General features: G+C 70.6%; 16 protein-coding genes and 1 riboswitch. Of the genes, 7 read left to right on the plus strand and 9 right to left on the minus strand.

The window, feature by feature from the left end; genetic code table 11:
- Positions 1-1,207, plus strand: a 1,207-nt coding sequence (locus tag AB0L74_RS30970) for an MFS transporter (RefSeq protein ID WP_365659674.1), incomplete at its 5' end; no start/stop codon positions are given.
- 184 nt (positions 1,208-1,391) lie between these two features.
- Positions 1,392-1,811, plus strand: coding sequence for a heme-binding protein (locus AB0L74_RS30975; RefSeq protein ID WP_365659677.1), 420 nt, complete (start codon positions 1,392-1,394; stop codon positions 1,809-1,811).
- 112 nt (positions 1,812-1,923) lie between these two features.
- On the opposite strand, the gene AB0L74_RS30980 is transcribed toward AB0L74_RS30975, so the two are convergent.
- The 6 genes from AB0L74_RS30980 to AB0L74_RS31005 all read right to left on the minus strand — a co-directional run bounded on the left by AB0L74_RS30980 (position 1,924) and on the right by AB0L74_RS31005 (position 6,727).
- Complete coding sequence (locus AB0L74_RS30980; RefSeq protein WP_365659680.1) at positions 1,924-2,790, minus strand: GNAT family N-acetyltransferase; 867 nt, start codon at positions 2,788-2,790, stop codon at positions 1,924-1,926.
- A 148-nt stretch (positions 2,791-2,938) separates the two neighbouring features.
- The gene (locus tag AB0L74_RS30985; RefSeq protein ID WP_365659683.1) at positions 2,939-3,421 is read right to left on the minus strand and encodes an NUDIX hydrolase; all 483 of its coding nucleotides are present in this window, start codon (positions 3,419-3,421) and stop codon (positions 2,939-2,941) included.
- A 96-nt stretch (positions 3,422-3,517) separates the two neighbouring features.
- Positions 3,518-4,423, minus strand: coding sequence for a LysR family transcriptional regulator (locus AB0L74_RS30990; protein ID WP_365659777.1), 906 nt, complete (start codon positions 4,421-4,423; stop codon positions 3,518-3,520).
- A gap of 222 nt (positions 4,424-4,645) precedes the next feature.
- Entirely contained in the window at positions 4,646-5,854 is a 1,209-nt protein-coding gene (locus AB0L74_RS30995) for a cystathionine gamma-lyase (protein ID WP_365659686.1), read from the minus strand.
- On the minus strand, positions 5,851-6,345 hold the full coding sequence (locus AB0L74_RS31000) for a low molecular weight protein-tyrosine-phosphatase (protein WP_365659688.1): 495 nt from the start codon (positions 6,343-6,345) through the stop codon (positions 5,851-5,853). The genes AB0L74_RS30995 and AB0L74_RS31000 overlap by 4 nt, the downstream gene beginning before the upstream one ends.
- A 4-nt stretch (positions 6,346-6,349) precedes the next feature.
- Entirely contained in the window at positions 6,350-6,727 is a 378-nt protein-coding gene (locus AB0L74_RS31005) for a phage holin family protein (protein ID WP_365659690.1), read from the minus strand.
- Between the two features lie 58 nt (positions 6,728-6,785).
- Between AB0L74_RS31005 and AB0L74_RS31010 the strand changes: the two genes are divergently transcribed.
- The 4 genes from AB0L74_RS31010 to AB0L74_RS31025 all read left to right on the plus strand — a co-directional run bounded on the left by AB0L74_RS31010 (position 6,786) and on the right by AB0L74_RS31025 (position 9,046).
- Positions 6,786-7,103 carry a cupin domain-containing protein gene (locus AB0L74_RS31010; RefSeq protein ID WP_365659779.1) on the plus strand — a complete coding sequence of 106 codons (318 nt, stop codon included), beginning with the start codon at positions 6,786-6,788 and terminating at the stop codon, positions 7,101-7,103.
- Positions 7,104-7,259: 156 nt separating this feature from the next.
- Entirely contained in the window at positions 7,260-7,472 is a 213-nt protein-coding gene (locus AB0L74_RS31015) for a DUF5326 family protein (RefSeq protein WP_365659692.1), read from the plus strand.
- Between the two features lie 239 nt (positions 7,473-7,711).
- Positions 7,712-8,509: an IclR family transcriptional regulator C-terminal domain-containing protein gene (locus AB0L74_RS31020; protein ID WP_365659782.1), complete on the plus strand. Its 798-nt coding sequence runs from the start codon at positions 7,712-7,714 to the stop codon at positions 8,507-8,509.
- Positions 8,510-8,608: 99 nt separating this feature from the next.
- Entirely contained in the window at positions 8,609-9,046 is a 438-nt protein-coding gene (locus tag AB0L74_RS31025) for an SsgA family sporulation/cell division regulator (protein WP_164389489.1), read from the plus strand.
- A gap of 49 nt (positions 9,047-9,095) precedes the next feature.
- On the opposite strand, the gene AB0L74_RS31030 is transcribed toward AB0L74_RS31025, so the two are convergent.
- Positions 9,096-10,535 carry a YibE/F family protein gene (locus AB0L74_RS31030; protein WP_365659695.1) on the minus strand — a complete coding sequence of 480 codons (1,440 nt, stop codon included), beginning with the start codon at positions 10,533-10,535 and terminating at the stop codon, positions 9,096-9,098.
- Between the two features lie 71 nt (positions 10,536-10,606).
- Positions 10,607-10,796, plus strand: a riboswitch (TPP riboswitch).
- Between AB0L74_RS31030 and thiC the strand changes: the two genes are divergently transcribed.
- Positions 10,789-12,582 (plus strand): phosphomethylpyrimidine synthase ThiC, encoded by a 1,794-nt coding sequence (gene thiC / locus AB0L74_RS31035; protein ID WP_365659698.1) that lies wholly within the window; start codon positions 10,789-10,791, stop codon positions 12,580-12,582. (Overlaps the previous riboswitch by 8 nt.)
- Positions 12,583-12,751: 169 nt before the next feature.
- Here the strand turns inward: thiC and AB0L74_RS31040 are convergent, their stop codons facing one another.
- Positions 12,752-13,624 (minus strand): hypothetical protein, encoded by an 873-nt coding sequence (locus tag AB0L74_RS31040; RefSeq protein WP_365659700.1) that lies wholly within the window; start codon positions 13,622-13,624, stop codon positions 12,752-12,754.
- Between the two features lie 204 nt (positions 13,625-13,828).
- A complete protein-coding gene (locus tag AB0L74_RS31045; protein ID WP_365659702.1) occupies positions 13,829-14,920 on the minus strand; it encodes a metallophosphoesterase in 1,092 nt (363 codons plus the stop codon).
- Positions 14,921-14,950: the final 30 nt, after the last annotated feature.

Genomic DNA, 14,950 nt, shown 5'->3' on the forward strand with positions numbered 1-14,950 from the left:
CGCGCTCCTGGCCCTCGCGATCGGGGCCTTCGGGATCGGAACGACCGAGTTCGTGATCATGGGTCTGCTGCCCGAGGTCGCGGGCGACTTCGGGGTCTCCATCCCCACGGCGGGCTTCCTGGTGACCGGATACGCGCTCGGCGTGATGTTCGGGGCTCCGCTCATGACCGTGCTGGGCACCAAGATCTCGCGCAAGCGGATGCTGATGCTGCTGATGGGCTTGTTCATCGCCGGCAATCTGCTCTCCGCCCTTGCCCCCGCCTTCGCGATCATGCTGATCGGCCGTGTGGTCGCCTCGCTCGCCCACGGAGCGTTCTTCGGCATCGGCTCGGTGGTCGCGGCCGAGCTGGTCGCGCCCGGCAAGAAGGCCGGCGCGATCGCGATGATGTTCACCGGTCTCACCGTCGCCAACGTCGTCGGTGTCCCCCTGGGCACGCTCGTCGGACAGTCCCTCGGCTGGCGTGTCACCTTCGCCGTCGTCGCCGCCCTCGGCGTGATCGGTCTGGCGGGCATCGCCAAGCTGGTTCCCGACCTGCCCAAGCCGGAAGGGGTGCGCCTGCGCCACGAACTGGCCGCCTTCAAGAACGTCCAGGTCCTGCTCGCCATGGCGATGACCGTCCTCGGTTTCGGCGGGGTCTTCGCGGCCATCACCTACATCGCGCCGATGATGACGCACGCCGCGGGCTTCGCCGACGGATCCGTCACATGGCTGCTCGTCCTCTTCGGCCTCGGCATGGTCGGCGGCAATCTCGTCGGTGGCAAGTTCGCCGACCGGGCCCTGATGCCCCTGCTGTACGTCTCGCTCGGCGCCCTGGCCCTCGTCCTCGCGCTCTTCACCCTCACCGCGCACCACAAGATCGCGGCTGCCGTGACCATCGCGCTGATCGGCGCACTCGGATTCGCCACCGTGCCGCCGCTCCAGAAGCGCGTCCTGGACCAGGCGCAGGGCGCGCCGACGCTGGCGTCGGCGGTGAACATCGGCGCCTTCAACCTCGGCAACGCGCTGGCGGCATGGCTCGGCGGCCTCGTCATCGCGGCCGGCCTCGGGTATACCGCGCCCAACTGGGTGGGTGCCGTCCTGGCCGCGTCCGCCCTGGTCCTCGCCGTCCTCTCGGCCGCCCTGGAGCGGCGCGGCGGCGGCGTCCCCAGCGACGTCATCGCGGCGTCCGTCCCGGCCGGACAGCAGCGGACCGCCGTCCACCACTGAGCCACCGGTGCCACCGGGCCGCAGGACCAGGGCCGCCCCCGCGGCGCCCGGCCGCGCACCACCCCACGACCGGACATCCCGGGGACCATCCGGGACCGGGCGGGGCGCGCCGTCTCCCGCAACCGAGCGGTGCCGCCCCGTACGCACACGTACCACCGCAAGTCAGCCCACAGGAGAACCCCTCATGAGCACCACCGCCGTCACCCCGCTGACCCTTCAGGACGCCGAAGCCCTCGTCGCCGTGGCCCGCCAGGCCGCCGAGGCCGCCGGAGTCACGGTCAGTGTCACCGTTCTGGACGCGGGTGGTCACCTGCTTGCCTTCCGGCGCGACGACCGGGCCGTGCTGATCTCCGGCGAGACCAGCACCCGCAAGGCGTACACGGCGCTCCAGCTGAACGCCCCCACCGCCGACCTCGTCGACGCCGTGCGGCCCGGAGGACTCTTCCACACCCTGCCCACCGCGCTCGACCGGCCGCTGCTGTTCATCGCGGGCGGTGTGCCGGTCCACCGTGGCGGCCGGCTGATCGGAGCCATCGGGGTCGGCGGCGGCGCCCCCGAGCAGGACCATGCCTTCGCCACGGCGGCCGTGGAGGCCCTGGCCTGACGGCCCCGTCCCACCACCGTGCGAACGCCGGCTCCCGGGACCCCCGGGAGCCGGCGTCGTCGTAGCCGTATCGGTGAGCCGCGTCGGCGCGGGCCCGCCCGCTCGGGGTCCGTCAGCCGGCCGCCACGGTCACCGGGGCGAACCGCCGGGCCCAGTCGCCGGGCAGCTCCGTGATCCCGTAGGTCATGACGTCGTTGAAGGCGACGGAGGCGAGTCCGCGTTCCTTGACCCAGGTGATCAGGTCGGTGTGGCGCACGTCGATGTCGGTGCGCAGCGGGCGGTCGGTGTGTGCGGCGAGCGAGACGAGCAGCGCCTTCGCGGTCTCCGTGTCGCGGGCGATCAGCGGGCCCACCACCTGGGTGTCCATGTTGGGCCAGGCCGCCGCGTATCCGATGAGCCGGCCGTCCTCCTCGGCGACGCGCAGCTGATCGGCGAAGGCGGGCAGGCGGGTGATGATATGCGTGCGATCCGCGCCGAACACCTCTTCATCGAGCCGGAGGATGGCGGTCAGGTCTTCCGCGGTGGCGGCTCGTGTCGCGATCCGCGGGGCGTCCCCGAGCGGTACGAGGCTCCCACTCACCATCTCCGCCCGTCCGGTGACCTTGAAGCCGAGCTCCTCGTAGAGCGGGCGGCCGTACGGGGTCGCGTGCAGGGTCATGGGGACCGTGCCCATGGCCGTGATCACATGCCGCATCAGCCGTCGCCCCACCCCCTGGCGGGAATGCCGCTCGGCGACCAGAACCATGCCGAGAGCGGCGAGTGCCGGGCGCTCGTGGGGCCCGTACAGGGTGACGACACAGGCGGCGGCAAGTCCGCCGTCGGGGTCGTCGATGCCGTACCCCCTCCCGGCGGTGAGAAGGAAGCCCCACTTGTGTTCTTCGCGTGGCCACCCCCGGTCTTCGGACAGGTCGGCGCAGGCGGCGAGATCCCGCAGCGTCAGTCGGCGGATGGGCAGAGCGGTGAGGGAAGGAGTCGGCACGCACGTCAGGCTGTCCGACGGGAGCCCTCGGCGTCCACCTGTTTCGGCTGACCCGTACGGGCTTTTGGCCACGCCGTGGGCCGTCATCCCGCCAACCGGACGACGCGGTCGGCCGCCCGCGTCGCCGTGAGCCGGCGGAGGGCGGTTATCAGCCGAGGTCGGGGGCGAGCAGCGCGCGTACCCCTTCGATGTTGCCGTCCAGATAGTGCCGCAGGGACAGCGGTACGAGGTGGACGGAGGCGATCCCGATCCGGGTGAACGGCACCCGGACGATCTCGTACTCGCCCGCGGGCTGATCGACTTCCGGGCCGTGCCGCAGGGACGGATTCATGGATTCCAGCCGGCAGACGAAGAAGTGCTGCACCTTCACGCCGGTCGCGCCACCGTCCTCGCCGATGTGCTCCACGGTGTCCACGAAGCAGGGGACCACGTCCGTGATCTTCGCACCGAGCTCCTCGTGCACCTCGCGGTGCAGGGCGTGGACGACGGTCGGGTCTCCCGGCTCGACCCCGCCCCCCGGGGTGACCCAGTAGGGATCGACGCCGGGCTTGGTGCGCTTGATCAGGACCAGGTCGTCACCGTCGAGCAGGACGGCACGGGCGGTGCGCTTGACCACGGGGCGGACGGTCATGGGAGAAATGTCGCCCGGCTGGTTCCACGTGAAACATCGCGCGTCGGCACGGCCCGGACCGCGCGAGGCGGCAGGCCCCGTGCCGATGGCACCCGTTCAGTTCCAGTCGGCCGCCGCGCGGTGCAGCCTTTCGTGGGCCCGCGCGATGTGCGGCAACGCGAGGGTGCCCGTGCGGACCACGAGGAAGTACGTCCGCAGCGGCGGAACCGCGGGCTGGTGCAGGGCGACCAGATCCCCGCGCTTCAGGGTGTCCGCGCACAGATAGCGCGGCAGCACCGCGAGCCCGGCCCCGGCGACCGCGCACGCCAGTACGGCCCGCAGGTCGGGGACGACGACGGTGCCCGGCCCGGCCGGGCGGGCGTCGAAGACGGAGGCCCAGTAACGGGAGACGAACGGCAACGACTCGTGCACCTCGATCACGGGGACGTGATCCAGCGCGGGAGCGCCGCCGCGGTCCAGCCTGCCGGCGCCGATCTGCTCCGCCCACCGCGGCGCCGCGACCAGGATGTGCTCCTCGTCGCAGAGTGTCGTCGCCGTGAGCAGGCCGCCTCGCGGCCGGACCGTACTGATGGCCAGATCGTGATGGCCCGCGGCCAGCCCGTCCAGGACCTCCTCCGTGATGCCGAACGAGGTGCGCAGCGTGTAGCCCTGTCCGTCGGCACCGGTCAGCCCGGTGAGTGCGGCAAGCGCCCGCTCGGCGGTGAACTCGGGAGGGCCGGCGAGGTGCAGTGTCCGTGAGGACGAGGCGTCGTCCCGGCCGGTTCCGACTATCTCCACCAAGGCGTCCAGATGGGGGGCGGCCTTGTGCGCGAGTTCGTCGCCGACCGTGGTCGGCGTCACTCCGCGGGCCTGTCGCAGAAAGAGCGGGCGGCCCAGCTGCCGTTCCAGCGAGCGGATCTGTGAGGTGACGGCCGGCTGGGACAGGCCGAGCAGGGCCGCGGCACGGGTGAAGGATCCGGCTCGGTGCACGGTCACGAAGGTGCGCAACAGGGCCAGGTCCACAGTGACAACCCCCTCGGGCCGTCTGTTCACGGCCCCCGGCATCGTCCAACTATAAATATGTCGATAGGTCTCTGTCGCTACTGTGATTGGACACTGACAGAGAGTCAACTAGCCTTGTTGGCGCGGTTCTCGCGGCAGAACCGGGACGGTCCGAGCCACGAGGGGGGAGGCTCGGACCGTCCGTCTCACGGCACCGCACGACCGGCGCCGTACCGCGCCCGATCAGTCGGCGGACTCGTCCAGCGCCCGCAGCAGGTCCGCCACCAGGTCCTCGGGATCCTCGGCGCCGACCGAGAGGCGGATGAAGCCCTCCGGCACCGAGTCCCCGCCCCAGCGGCCGCGGCGCTCGGCCGTCGACCGCACTCCACCGAAGCTCGTCGCGTCGTCCACGAACCGCAGCGCGTCGAGGAAACGGTCGGCACGCGCGCGCGTGGGGAGCGTGAAGGAGACGACGCATCCATAGCGCCGCATCTGCTGGGAGGCGATCTTGTGCGAAGGGTCGTCGGGCAGTCCCGGGTAGCGCAGCCCGGACACCTCGGGCCGCTCCCGAAGGGCCTCGGCGACCTTGAGCGCGGTGGCGTTCTGCCGTTCGACGCGCAGCTGGAGGGTGGCGATCGACCGGTGCGCCAGCCATGCCTCCATCGGCCCGGGAATCGCCCCGACGATCTTGCGCCAGCGCCGTACGGCGGTCATGGCCTGGGCGTCGCGGCCGGTGACGTACCCCAGGAGGATGTCACCGTGGCCGGTGAGCTGCTTGGTGCCGCTGGCCACGGAGAAATCGGCGCCGAGCTCCAGCGGGCGCTGCCCGAGCGGGGACGCGAGCGTGTTGTCGACGGCGACCAGCGCGCCTCGCGCGTGGGCCGCTTCGGCGAGCCGCCGGACGTCGCACACATCCAGCCCCGGGTTCGACGGCGTCTCGATCCACAGCAGCTTCGCGCCGTCCAGGACCTCGAGCTGGGCGTCGCCACCGGTCGGCGCGGTGCGCACCTCGACGCCGTACGCCTCCAGCTGGGCGCGTACCAGGGGCAGTACCTGATAGCCGTCACTGGGCAGGACGACCGCGTCCCCGGCGCGCAGCTGGGAGAAGAGCACCGCCGAGATCGCGGCCATGCCCGAAGCGAACACGAGCGTCTCGGCATCGTCCCGTCCGGGCGCCTCCAGCTCGCCGATGGCGCGCTCCAGCAGGGTCCACGTCGGGTTCTCGTCACGGCCGTAGGTGTACGGGCCGGTGGGGTCGCCCGGCAGATGGAAGTGCGCGGCGAACACGGGACCGGGCAGGGTCGGCTCATGCTTCACCGGCTCCGGCAGCCCGGCCCGCACCGCGCGCGTGCCGTCACCGGTGCCGCCCGCGGCGTTCCCGCCGTCCGCCGCACGGGAGGGGTGCCCCTGCTGTCGCGTACCGCCCTCGGTGTCTGTAGCAGAATCGTTCATGCCGCCCGTCCTTCCACGTGCTCGCGTACGGCGGCGAGCAGACCCGCGCTCGCCGCCTCCACCATCTCAAGGCACTCCTCGAAGCCGTCCACGCCCCCGTAGTACGGGTCGGGCACGTCGAGGTCGCCGTCGTGCGCGGCGGGATCGTACGAGCGCAGCAGCCGTACCTTGGCCGCGTCCTGCTCGGTGGGCGCGAGGCGGCGCAGTGCCCGGAGGTGACCGGCGTCGAGGGCGATGACCAGGTCCAGCCGGGAGAACCAGGACGGCTGGAACTGCCGGGCCGTGTGATCGAGGTCGTAGGCGTGGTCCGCCAGGACGGCCAGGGTGCGCGGGTCGGCGTCCTCCCCTTCGTGCCAGCCGCCGGTGCCGGCGCTGTCCACCTCCACCTCGCTTTCCAGCCCGGCCTCCGCCACGCGCGCGCGGAAGACCGCCTCGGCCATCGGGGAGCGGCAGATGTTGCCGGTGCACACGAAACAGACGCGGTAGGTCATCGGTTCAGTCCTTGTCGGGGAGGACCACGTTCAGGGCCCAGGAGACGACCGAGACGATCAGGCCGCCCAGGACCGCGGTCCAGAATCCCTCCACATGGAAGCTCAGGTCCAGCTTGTCGGCCAGCCACGAGGTGAGCAGCAGCATGAGCGCGTTCACCACCAGGGTGAACAGGCCGAGGGTCAGGATGAACAGGGGAAGGGTCAGCACCGTCACGACCGGCTTGACCAGAAGGTTCACCAGACCGAAGACGAGGGCGACGAGGATCAGGGTCCCGGCCTTCTTGCCGGTGCTGTCCCCGGTCAGGGTGATCTTGTCGAGCAGCCAGACGGCGACCGCGAGGGCACCCGCGTTGGCGATCGTCTTGACTAGGAAATTCTTCATGTGTCTGATCGTGGCAGACGTGATCGGATCCGAGTGGGAGACAGGGGTGGACAGGGCGATGAGGGCATTCCGGCTGGACGAACTGGAGGCGGAGCGGGCCGCCAACGACGGGGCGTACCTCCAGTTCCTGCGGGAGCGGAACATGTCGGTCGGCCTCTACGCCCTCGACGCGGGCCAGCCCGACCCGCAGCAGCCGCACGGCCAGGACGAGGTGTACTTCGTCGTCAGCGGCCGGGCCTCGCTCACCGTCGGCCTGGAGACGACCGAGGTCGCCCGCGGCAGTGTGGTCTACGTGCCCGCCGGGGTCGCCCACAAGTTCCACCACATCAGCGAGGACCTGCGGGTGCTGGTGGTCTTCTCTCCGCCGGAGACCTGAGCCGCCGTCTCAGGGTTCCCCAGGGCCTGTCGTTTGGACAGGCCCTAGGGGACCGGTCAGGGGAGAACAAGGGATGCCGGGCCCCCGCCCGGGCCTTCTTCGGCCCTAGCATCGAATCCAGGACATGTGACCGGCGGAGAGGTAAGGACGAAGGCGATGCGAGAGATCTTCGCGGGACTGCCGTGGTGGGTGAAGTGGATCGCGGTGCCGGTCATCGCCCTGGTCGTGTTCGGCGGACTGATAGCCAGCGTGGTCGGTTTCCTGGTCGGACTGCTCTTCAAGGTGCTGGTCTTCGTCGCGCTGGTCGGCGGATTGATCTACGTCGTGCGCAAGTTCACGTCGCGTTCCTCGTCACGCGGCGACTGGTGAGGACCTGGGGCACCGGTGAGCGGTAACAGGAATCACCGGTTCCCTCGTGCGGGGGAGGTTTCCCGGACAGTCGGCCTGCGGGTGGGAACGGACGATTAGAGTCCGGAACCTCCACGCGGGGACGACCCCGCGAGCGGAGTACACCCGCCCGTGTCTCCCCGCACGGGCTGCCCCTCGCGTTCCGGGAGTGATCCTTGGCCACGGCTGACACGCCATCCGCCGGGCTGCACGCCACCGCCGTGCAGTCCCAGCGGGCCCCCGCTCCGCCTCCTTCGGCGCCCCGCGTCCGCTCGACGACCCTCATCGGCTCGGTACAGCGCGCGATGCGTCTGCTCGAACGCGTAGCCGAGCACGCGCACGGAGCGCCCGCCAAGCAACTGGCCCGTGAGACCGGACTGGCGCTCCCCACGGCGTACCACCTGCTGCGCACCCTCGTCCACGAGGGCTATCTGCGCCGGGAGAAAGGTCTCTTCTTCCTCGGTGAGGCGGCCGAGCGGCTCGCCGCCGGCGGCGCCCAGCAGAAACGTCGCAGCACGGTTGTCGACGCGTTGGCCTGCTGGCGGGACGCCCTCGGCGTGCCCGTGTACTACGCGATGTACCGCGACGGCGACATCCACGTCATGTGCGTCTCCGACACTCCCGGCAACCCGGCGGTCGAGGAGTGGGCCGACTTCCGGGAGACCGGGCATGCGCACGCCATCGGGCAGTGCCTGCTGTCACAGCTGGACGAGGAAGCCCGCCGGGACCACCTCGACCGGTACCCGGTCCAGCCGGTCACGCCGTACACGGTGGACGACGACCGCAGCCTGCTCAAGCGGCTGGAGCGCGTACGGCACATGGAGCCGGTCATCGAGCGCCAGGAGTACGCGCTCGGGACGGTGTGCGCGGCGATCCCCATCACCCTGGGCACCACGGCCGCGACGATGGCCATTTCCCTGCCCTCCCAGCATGCCGATCGGCTGCTGCCCGCGGTACGGCAGCTCCAGCAGGAGGTAGGCCGCCGCCTGGGGTCGCTCGCGATCTCTATCAGTATGTGAAAACTCACTCCTTGTGATCTGGTGTGTACGTTCAGCAAGATGCCAGCAGTGTCAGAGGTTTGATTCCCGGCCAGTCGACGGCGAACGACGGGGTACATGATGCGCGAGTCCGTACAAGCAGAAGTCATGATGAGCTTTCTTGTGTCCGAGGAGCTCTCCTTCCGCATCCCGGTGGAGTTGCGCTACGAGACCTGTGATCCCTATGCCGTGCGGCTTACTTTCCATCTGCCCGGAGACGCACCGGTGACCTGGGCTTTCGGACGCGAGTTGCTGATCGACGGGGTGGGCCGCCCGTGTGGTGAGGGCGATGTGCGCATCACCCCGGTGGAACCGGAAGCCCTCGGCGAGGTCCTGATCCGGCTTCAGGTCGGCGGTGACCAGGCGCTGTTCCGCTCCTCGTCGGCACCGCTCGTGGCCTTCCTCGACCGCACCGACAAGCTGGTGCCGTTGGGCCAGGAGGGTTCGCTCGCCGATTTCGACGCCCATCTCGACGAGGCTCTGGACCGCATCCTGGCGGAGGAGCAGAGCACCGGCTGAAGCGTTACGCCAACCGGGGGACGGAGGCGGAACGCTTCGCCGCGCGGTCTCAGCGCTTGCGGCGCCGTCCTCGTCCGCCACGGGCCGGCCCGGACCCGGTGCCCTGCGCCGTGGCTTCCCGCCCGCTGCGGTCGGCCGAGACCACCAGGGCCGCGAGGGCCGTGGTGACCGGAACCGACGCCACCAGGCCGATCGAACCGACCAGAGTGCGGACGATCTCCTCCGCGACGAGCTCGCTGTTGGCGACCGTTCCCACGCTGCTCTGCGCGATGGAGAACAGCAGGAGCAGCGGGAGCGCGGCGCCCGCATAGGCGAGGACGAGCGTGTTGACGACGGACGCGATGTGGTCGCGTCCGATCCGGATGGCCGCGCGGTACAGCCCGCGCCAGCCCATCGACGGGTTGGCCTCGTGCAGTTCCCAGACCGCCGACGTCTGCGTGACGGTCACGTCGTCGAGGACACCCAGAGAACCGATGATCACACCGGCCAGCAGCAGACCGCTCATGTCGATGGTCGGGTACAGGCCGTGGATCAGCCCCGTGTTGTCGTCGGTGTTGCCGGTGAGCGCGGCCCAGCCGATGAACAGCGATCCCAGGACGCCGATCAGCAGCAGGGAGATCAGGGTGCCGAGCACCGCCACGGAGGTGCGGGCGGACAGGCCGTGGCACAGGTACAGGGCGATCAGCATGATGGCGCTCGACCCCACCACGGCCACCAGCAGCGGGTTCGACCCCTGGAGGATCGCCGGGAGGATGAAGAAGTTCAGCACCAGGAAGCTGATGGCCAGCGCGACCAGCGCCATGACACCCCGCAGCCGCCCGACGACCACGACGGCGAGCGCGAAGATCCCGGCCAGCAGCGCCATCGGCAGGCGCCTGTTGATGTCGGCGACCGAGTACTGCAGGTCCCTCGGTGCCGAGGGCTCGTAGGCGACCACGACCTTCTGGCCCTGTCGCAGCTGCCGGGACTGGTCGGGCTGCACGATCTCGGTGAACGTCCGGCCCTTGTCCTTGCCGGTGTCGACCCGGATCGTGGCCTTCTTGCAGGTGCCGCCGGCCTGTTGCACCGCGGAGGACCCCTCGGCGGTGGAGGTGTCGCCGGTCGGGGGGACGCCCGAGGCGTTGACGTCCTTGCAGCTCACCTCGAGCACCCGGGTGACCGTGGCCTGCTGCGTCTGCCGGTCGAATCCGACACCGGTGCGTTCGTGTGGGGGCGCACCGCCCGGCCACAGCACCGCGAGCCCGACCACCACCGCCGCGGCGAACGGGATGAGGACCGCCGCGATGACCTTGCGCAGGTGCCGGGAGACCGGTGCCGCGGGACCGTGCCCATGCCCGTGTCCGTGGCCGTGCGAGTGCCCATGGCCGCCCCCGGATCCGGGGCCGCGTCCGCCTCCGGCACCAGGACCACCGGCGCCAGGGCCGCTGCCTGCACCCGGGCCGCGGGGCGGGTCGGGCGGGGGATAGGGGGGATGCTGCGTCGTGGTCACCGACCGATCATCGCAAGAACCAGGGGGGCCCTCTGTTCACCGCGCCCGAAGTAACGCTAGCGTGGGGGCACCTTTGTACACGCGGGAGCTCGGAGCACCGGGCTGAGAGGGCGCTGACCTCCGTCCCGCCGATGTTTCACATGAAACGTCACCGAAGACGAGTGATGTTTCCCACGGAACGTCGGCAGACGGAAGCCGCTGCGTCGACCGCCGAACCTGTTACCGGGTAATGCCGGCGTAGGGAGTAGGTCTCATGACCATCAAGGACGCACGCACGCCTGCCTCCACGAACGACTCCGTCGACGGACAGTCCGCGGAGGCCGGGAAGTCCATCGGCTGGCACAAGGCGTACATCGAGGGCTCACGCCCCGATCTGCGAGTGCCGGTCCGCCAGGTGCACCTCACCAACGGGCAGTCCGTCACGCTGTACGACACATCGGGCCCGTATACCGATCCGCTCGTTGACACCGACGTCCGCAGGGGCCTTCCGCCGCTGCGCGAGAACTGGATCGTCGCCCGCGGCGACACCGAGGAGTACGCGGGCCGTCCCGTCCGGCCCGAGGACGACGGGATCAAGCACACCTCGCCGCGCGGGGGCCTGCGCAACCTCGACGCGGTCTTCCCCGGGCGCCCGCGTCAGCCGAGGCGCGGCCGGGACGGAAAGGCCGTGACCCAGCTGGCGTACGCGCGCCGGGGCGAGATCACGCCGGAGATGGAGTTCGTGGCCCTCCGGGAGAACGTGTCGCCCGAGGTCGTCCGCGAGGAGATCGCCGCCGGGCGGGCGGTGCTGCCCGCGAACGTGAACCACCCGGAGATCGAGCCGATGATCATCGGCAAGCGGTTCCTGGTGAAGGTCAACGCGAACATCGGCAACTCCGCCGTGACCTCCTCCATCGAGGAGGAGGTGGAGAAGATGACCTGGGCGACCCGCTGGGGCGCCGACACGGTCATGGATCTGTCCACCGGGCGGAACATCCACACCACGCGCGAGTGGGTGCTGCGCAACTCCCCCGTACCCATCGGCACCGTGCCGCTGTACCAGGCCCTGGAGAAGGTGGACGGCAAGGCCGAAGAGCTGACCTGGGAGATCTACAAGGACACGGTGATCGAACAGGCCGAGCAGGGCGTGGATTACATGACGGTCCACGCGGGCGTCCGCCTGGCGTACGTGCCGCTGACGGCGAACCGCAAGACCGGCATCGTCTCGCGCGGCGGTTCGATCATGGCGGCGTGGTGCCTGGCGCACCACAAGGAGTCGTTCCTGTACGAGAACTTCGAGGAGCTCTGCGAGATCCTCGCGGCGTACGACGTGACGTACTCCCTCGGCGACGGCCTCCGGCCCGGCTCGATCGCGGACGCCAACGACGAGGCCCAGTTCGCGGAGTTGAGGACGCTCGGGGAACTCAACCGGATCGCGAAGCGCTTCCACGTCCAGACCATGATCGAGGGCCCGGGCCATGTCCCGATGCACAAGATCAAGGAGAACATCGACCTTCAGCAGGAGATCTGCGAGGAAGCTCCGTTCTATACGCTCGGTCCGCTGACGACGGACGTCGCGCCGGCCTATGACCACATCACCTCCGGCATCGGTGCCGCGATGATCGCCTGGTGGGGCACGGCCATGCTCTGTTACGTCACGCCGAAGGAGCACCTGGGCCTGCCCAACCGGGACGACGTCAAGACCGGCGTCATCACGTACAAGATCGCCGCCCACGCGGCCGATCTTGCCAAGGGGCATCCCGGGGCGCAGGAGTGGGACGACGCGCTGTCCGACGCCCGCTTCGAGTTCCGGTGGGAGGACCAGTTCAACCTGGCCCTCGACCCGGACACGGCACGGGAGTTCCACGACGAGACGCTGCCGGCCGAGCCCGCCAAGACGGCTCACTTCTGCTCGATGTGCGGTCCGAAGTTCTGCAGCATGAAGATCTCGCAGGACATCCGTCGCGAGCACGGTGGCAGCCAGGCCGAGATCGAGCAGGGCATGGCCCAGAAGTCGAAGGAGTTCGCGGCTTCGGGCAACCGCGTGTATCTGCCGATCGCGGACTAAACCTCGCGTCGCCGTGCGAGGGACAGGGCTGACGGAGTGACGAGGGGGCGGCCTTCCGGCCCGCCCCCTCCCTCCGACACCGTCGCCCGGCAGTCCTCGTCCGCCGTCGCCCGTCGCTCCGGGGCACCCTGCGGCATTCCGGACCCGCACCGGCCGTTGACTCCTGCCACTACTCCGGCCGGTGCTCCGGTCCGCCGAAGTCCGGGCTGGTGTAGTCCGGGCTCGTGTAGCTCGGGCGGTGCCCGGCGGCCGGGCTGTCGCCCGGGCTGGTGAAACCGGGGCGGTCGTAGCCGAGGGCCGGCATACGGCTGGCCGGCACGGACGGTGTCGTACGCGGTGGTGCGCCCGCCGTGCCCCGGTCGCCGAGGGCGTCGCGCAGGAAGGGCAGAACACCGCGTTCCAGCAGGGCGACGCGCCAGGCCTCGCGGGCCTCGGCCACCTCCCGGCTCAGCTCCCGGTCCGGCCCGGCTTCGGCGCGGGGGCGGTTGCGCAGTGCGGTGATCAGCAGTCCGACGGCGGCGGCGAGGACCGCGACCGCGGTGAGGGCACCGAACACCCAGCCGGTGGTGAGCATGGTCCGGGCGAACGCCTGCCCCGGGTCGAGCATCCACAGGACGTACCCCACGAGCAGGAAGATCGCCGCCGCCGTCCCGGCGAGGACGGGCGTCAGAACCGCGACGACGGCGACGGCGCCCGCGCCTGCGGTCCCGGCGTCCTGCCCTCTGACGGCGGACGGTCCCGTCACCCGCGGCTCCGGCTCGGCGGAGCCAGGCTCACGGAGGGAGGACCCGGGAGCCGGCGCCGCCGGATGGCGCAGTTCCTCGCGGACCGTGACGTAGTGCCGGTACTCGGCCGCGGCGGCGGCCGTGATGAGCGCGGTGGCGCTGAGCGCCATCGCGCGCAGCTGCTCGGGATCGAGCCGCTCTCCGAGGCCGGACAGTTCCGGACGGTGTGGTGCCAGGCGCAGTGCCTCGTCGAGGACCCGCTCGTACTCTTGTCGGTCCTCGCTCAACAGTTGCTGCGGAACGCTGTTCATGTGCATCCCCCGATGCTCCGTAGGGCTTGGGGCTCGGCACGCTGACGAGCCGGCGGGCAGAAACGGAGGGGAGCCTGCTACGGATAAGCCGATGGTAGGGCGGTGACGGCGCGCGGTGACAGGGGATTTCCGGGAGTCTGGGGTCGCCCCGCACCAAGAAACCCGTGCTGACCCGCGCCGATGCCGGGAGACAGAACAGCGGGCGAACGGTCAGCCAGGGAGCGGGAGTTGCTGCACCAACAGCTTTCCGGCCATGGTCACGCCGCCGTCCATCGCGATGGCGAGCCCGTCGGCGTACACATGCGGGCCCTCGACCACGGGGCCGGAGCCGTCCTCCCCGTCCTCGGAGCCGACCTCGCCCAGCAGGTAGGGAATGGGGCTGTGGCCGTGGACGATGCGGCTGCCGCCGTAGGCGTCCAGCAGCCTGCGGACCGCGTCGGCGCCCCCTTCGTCCCGGAAGGAGAACCGCTTGGTGAACTTGCGGAACAGGTCCCACACCTCGTCCGCGTCGTTGCGCGTGAGCGTCTCGTGGACCGTGTCGTTCACCTCCTCGATGGAGCGGCCGTAGTCGAGGTAGGCGGTGGTGTCGGAGTGGACCAGCAGATGGCCGTCGACCTCCTCCAGGGCGTCGAGGCGGGCCATCCACTGGAGGTGGTGGTCCTGGAGGCGGTCCATGTCGGTCTTCTGGCCGCCGTTGAGCAGCCAGGCCGCCTGGAAGGTGGCGGTACCCGCTCCGGAGTTCACGGGCGTGTCGCCGAAGCGTTTGGCGCCCAGAAGCAGCAGCTCGTGGTTGCCCATGAGCGCCTTGCAGTAGCCGCCGGCGGCGGCGGCCTCGGCGGACAGCCGCATGACGAGGTCGATGACGCCGATGCCGTCCGGGCCCCGGTCGGTGAAGTCGCCGAGGAACCACAGCCGGGCGGTGCCGGCGCACCAGTGGCCGGCGGCGTCGATGAGGCCCTTGTCCTGGAGCGCGGCCACCAGCTCGTCGAGGTAGCCGTGCACGTCGCCGACGACGTACAGCGGGCCCGGGCCCACCGGGGGCTGCGCGGCCGGCGCGGCGGCGGGGTCGACGGGCAGCTGCGGCGTGTCGCCCGGATCGATCACCGGTACGTCGCGCTCGGTGGGCGTGTACCCGTCGGGGTAGGGCTCCTCGTGGGGTGGTGCGATGTCGCCCGGGTGCGAGCCCTGGAGGTACGGGCCGGACTCATGGACGTACGCGGGCACGCGGAAGTCGCGCAACGTCGCCGTCCGCTCCACCTCGGGTCCCTGACCGGCCCCCTGAGTCATCGACCCCTCCACCATCGCGCCGCATCTGCACCGCTTCGGACTGCC

This window comes from Streptomyces sp. NPDC052020 (assembly GCF_040680575.1).
GTDB lineage: Bacteria > Actinomycetota > Actinomycetes > Streptomycetales > Streptomycetaceae > Streptomyces.

Bases quoted from the DNA above. Each gene is read 5' to 3' on its own strand.
- AB0L74_RS30975 (WP_365659677.1), top strand. From the start codon at position 1,392: ATGAGCACCACCGCCGTCACCCCGCTGACCCTTCAGGACGCCGAAGCC.
- AB0L74_RS30985 (WP_365659683.1), bottom strand. From the start codon at position 3,421: ATGACCGTCCGCCCCGTGGTCAAGCGCACCGCCCGTGCCGTCCTGCTC.
- AB0L74_RS30995 (WP_365659686.1), bottom strand. From the start codon at position 5,854: ATGAACGATTCTGCTACAGACACCGAGGGCGGTACGCGACAGCAGGGG.
- AB0L74_RS31000 (WP_365659688.1), bottom strand. From the start codon at position 6,345: ATGACCTACCGCGTCTGTTTCGTGTGCACCGGCAACATCTGCCGCTCC.
- AB0L74_RS31005 (WP_365659690.1), bottom strand. From the start codon at position 6,727: ATGAAGAATTTCCTAGTCAAGACGATCGCCAACGCGGGTGCCCTCGCG.
- AB0L74_RS31010 (WP_365659779.1), top strand. From the start codon at position 6,786: ATGAGGGCATTCCGGCTGGACGAACTGGAGGCGGAGCGGGCCGCCAAC.
- AB0L74_RS31015 (WP_365659692.1), top strand. From the start codon at position 7,260: ATGCGAGAGATCTTCGCGGGACTGCCGTGGTGGGTGAAGTGGATCGCG.
- AB0L74_RS31025 (WP_164389489.1), top strand. From the start codon at position 8,609: ATGCGCGAGTCCGTACAAGCAGAAGTCATGATGAGCTTTCTTGTGTCC.
- thiC (WP_365659698.1), top strand. From the start codon at position 10,789: ATGACCATCAAGGACGCACGCACGCCTGCCTCCACGAACGACTCCGTC.
- AB0L74_RS31040 (WP_365659700.1), bottom strand. From the start codon at position 13,624: ATGCACATGAACAGCGTTCCGCAGCAACTGTTGAGCGAGGACCGACAA.
- AB0L74_RS31045 (WP_365659702.1), bottom strand. From the start codon at position 14,920: ATGGTGGAGGGGTCGATGACTCAGGGGGCCGGTCAGGGACCCGAGGTG.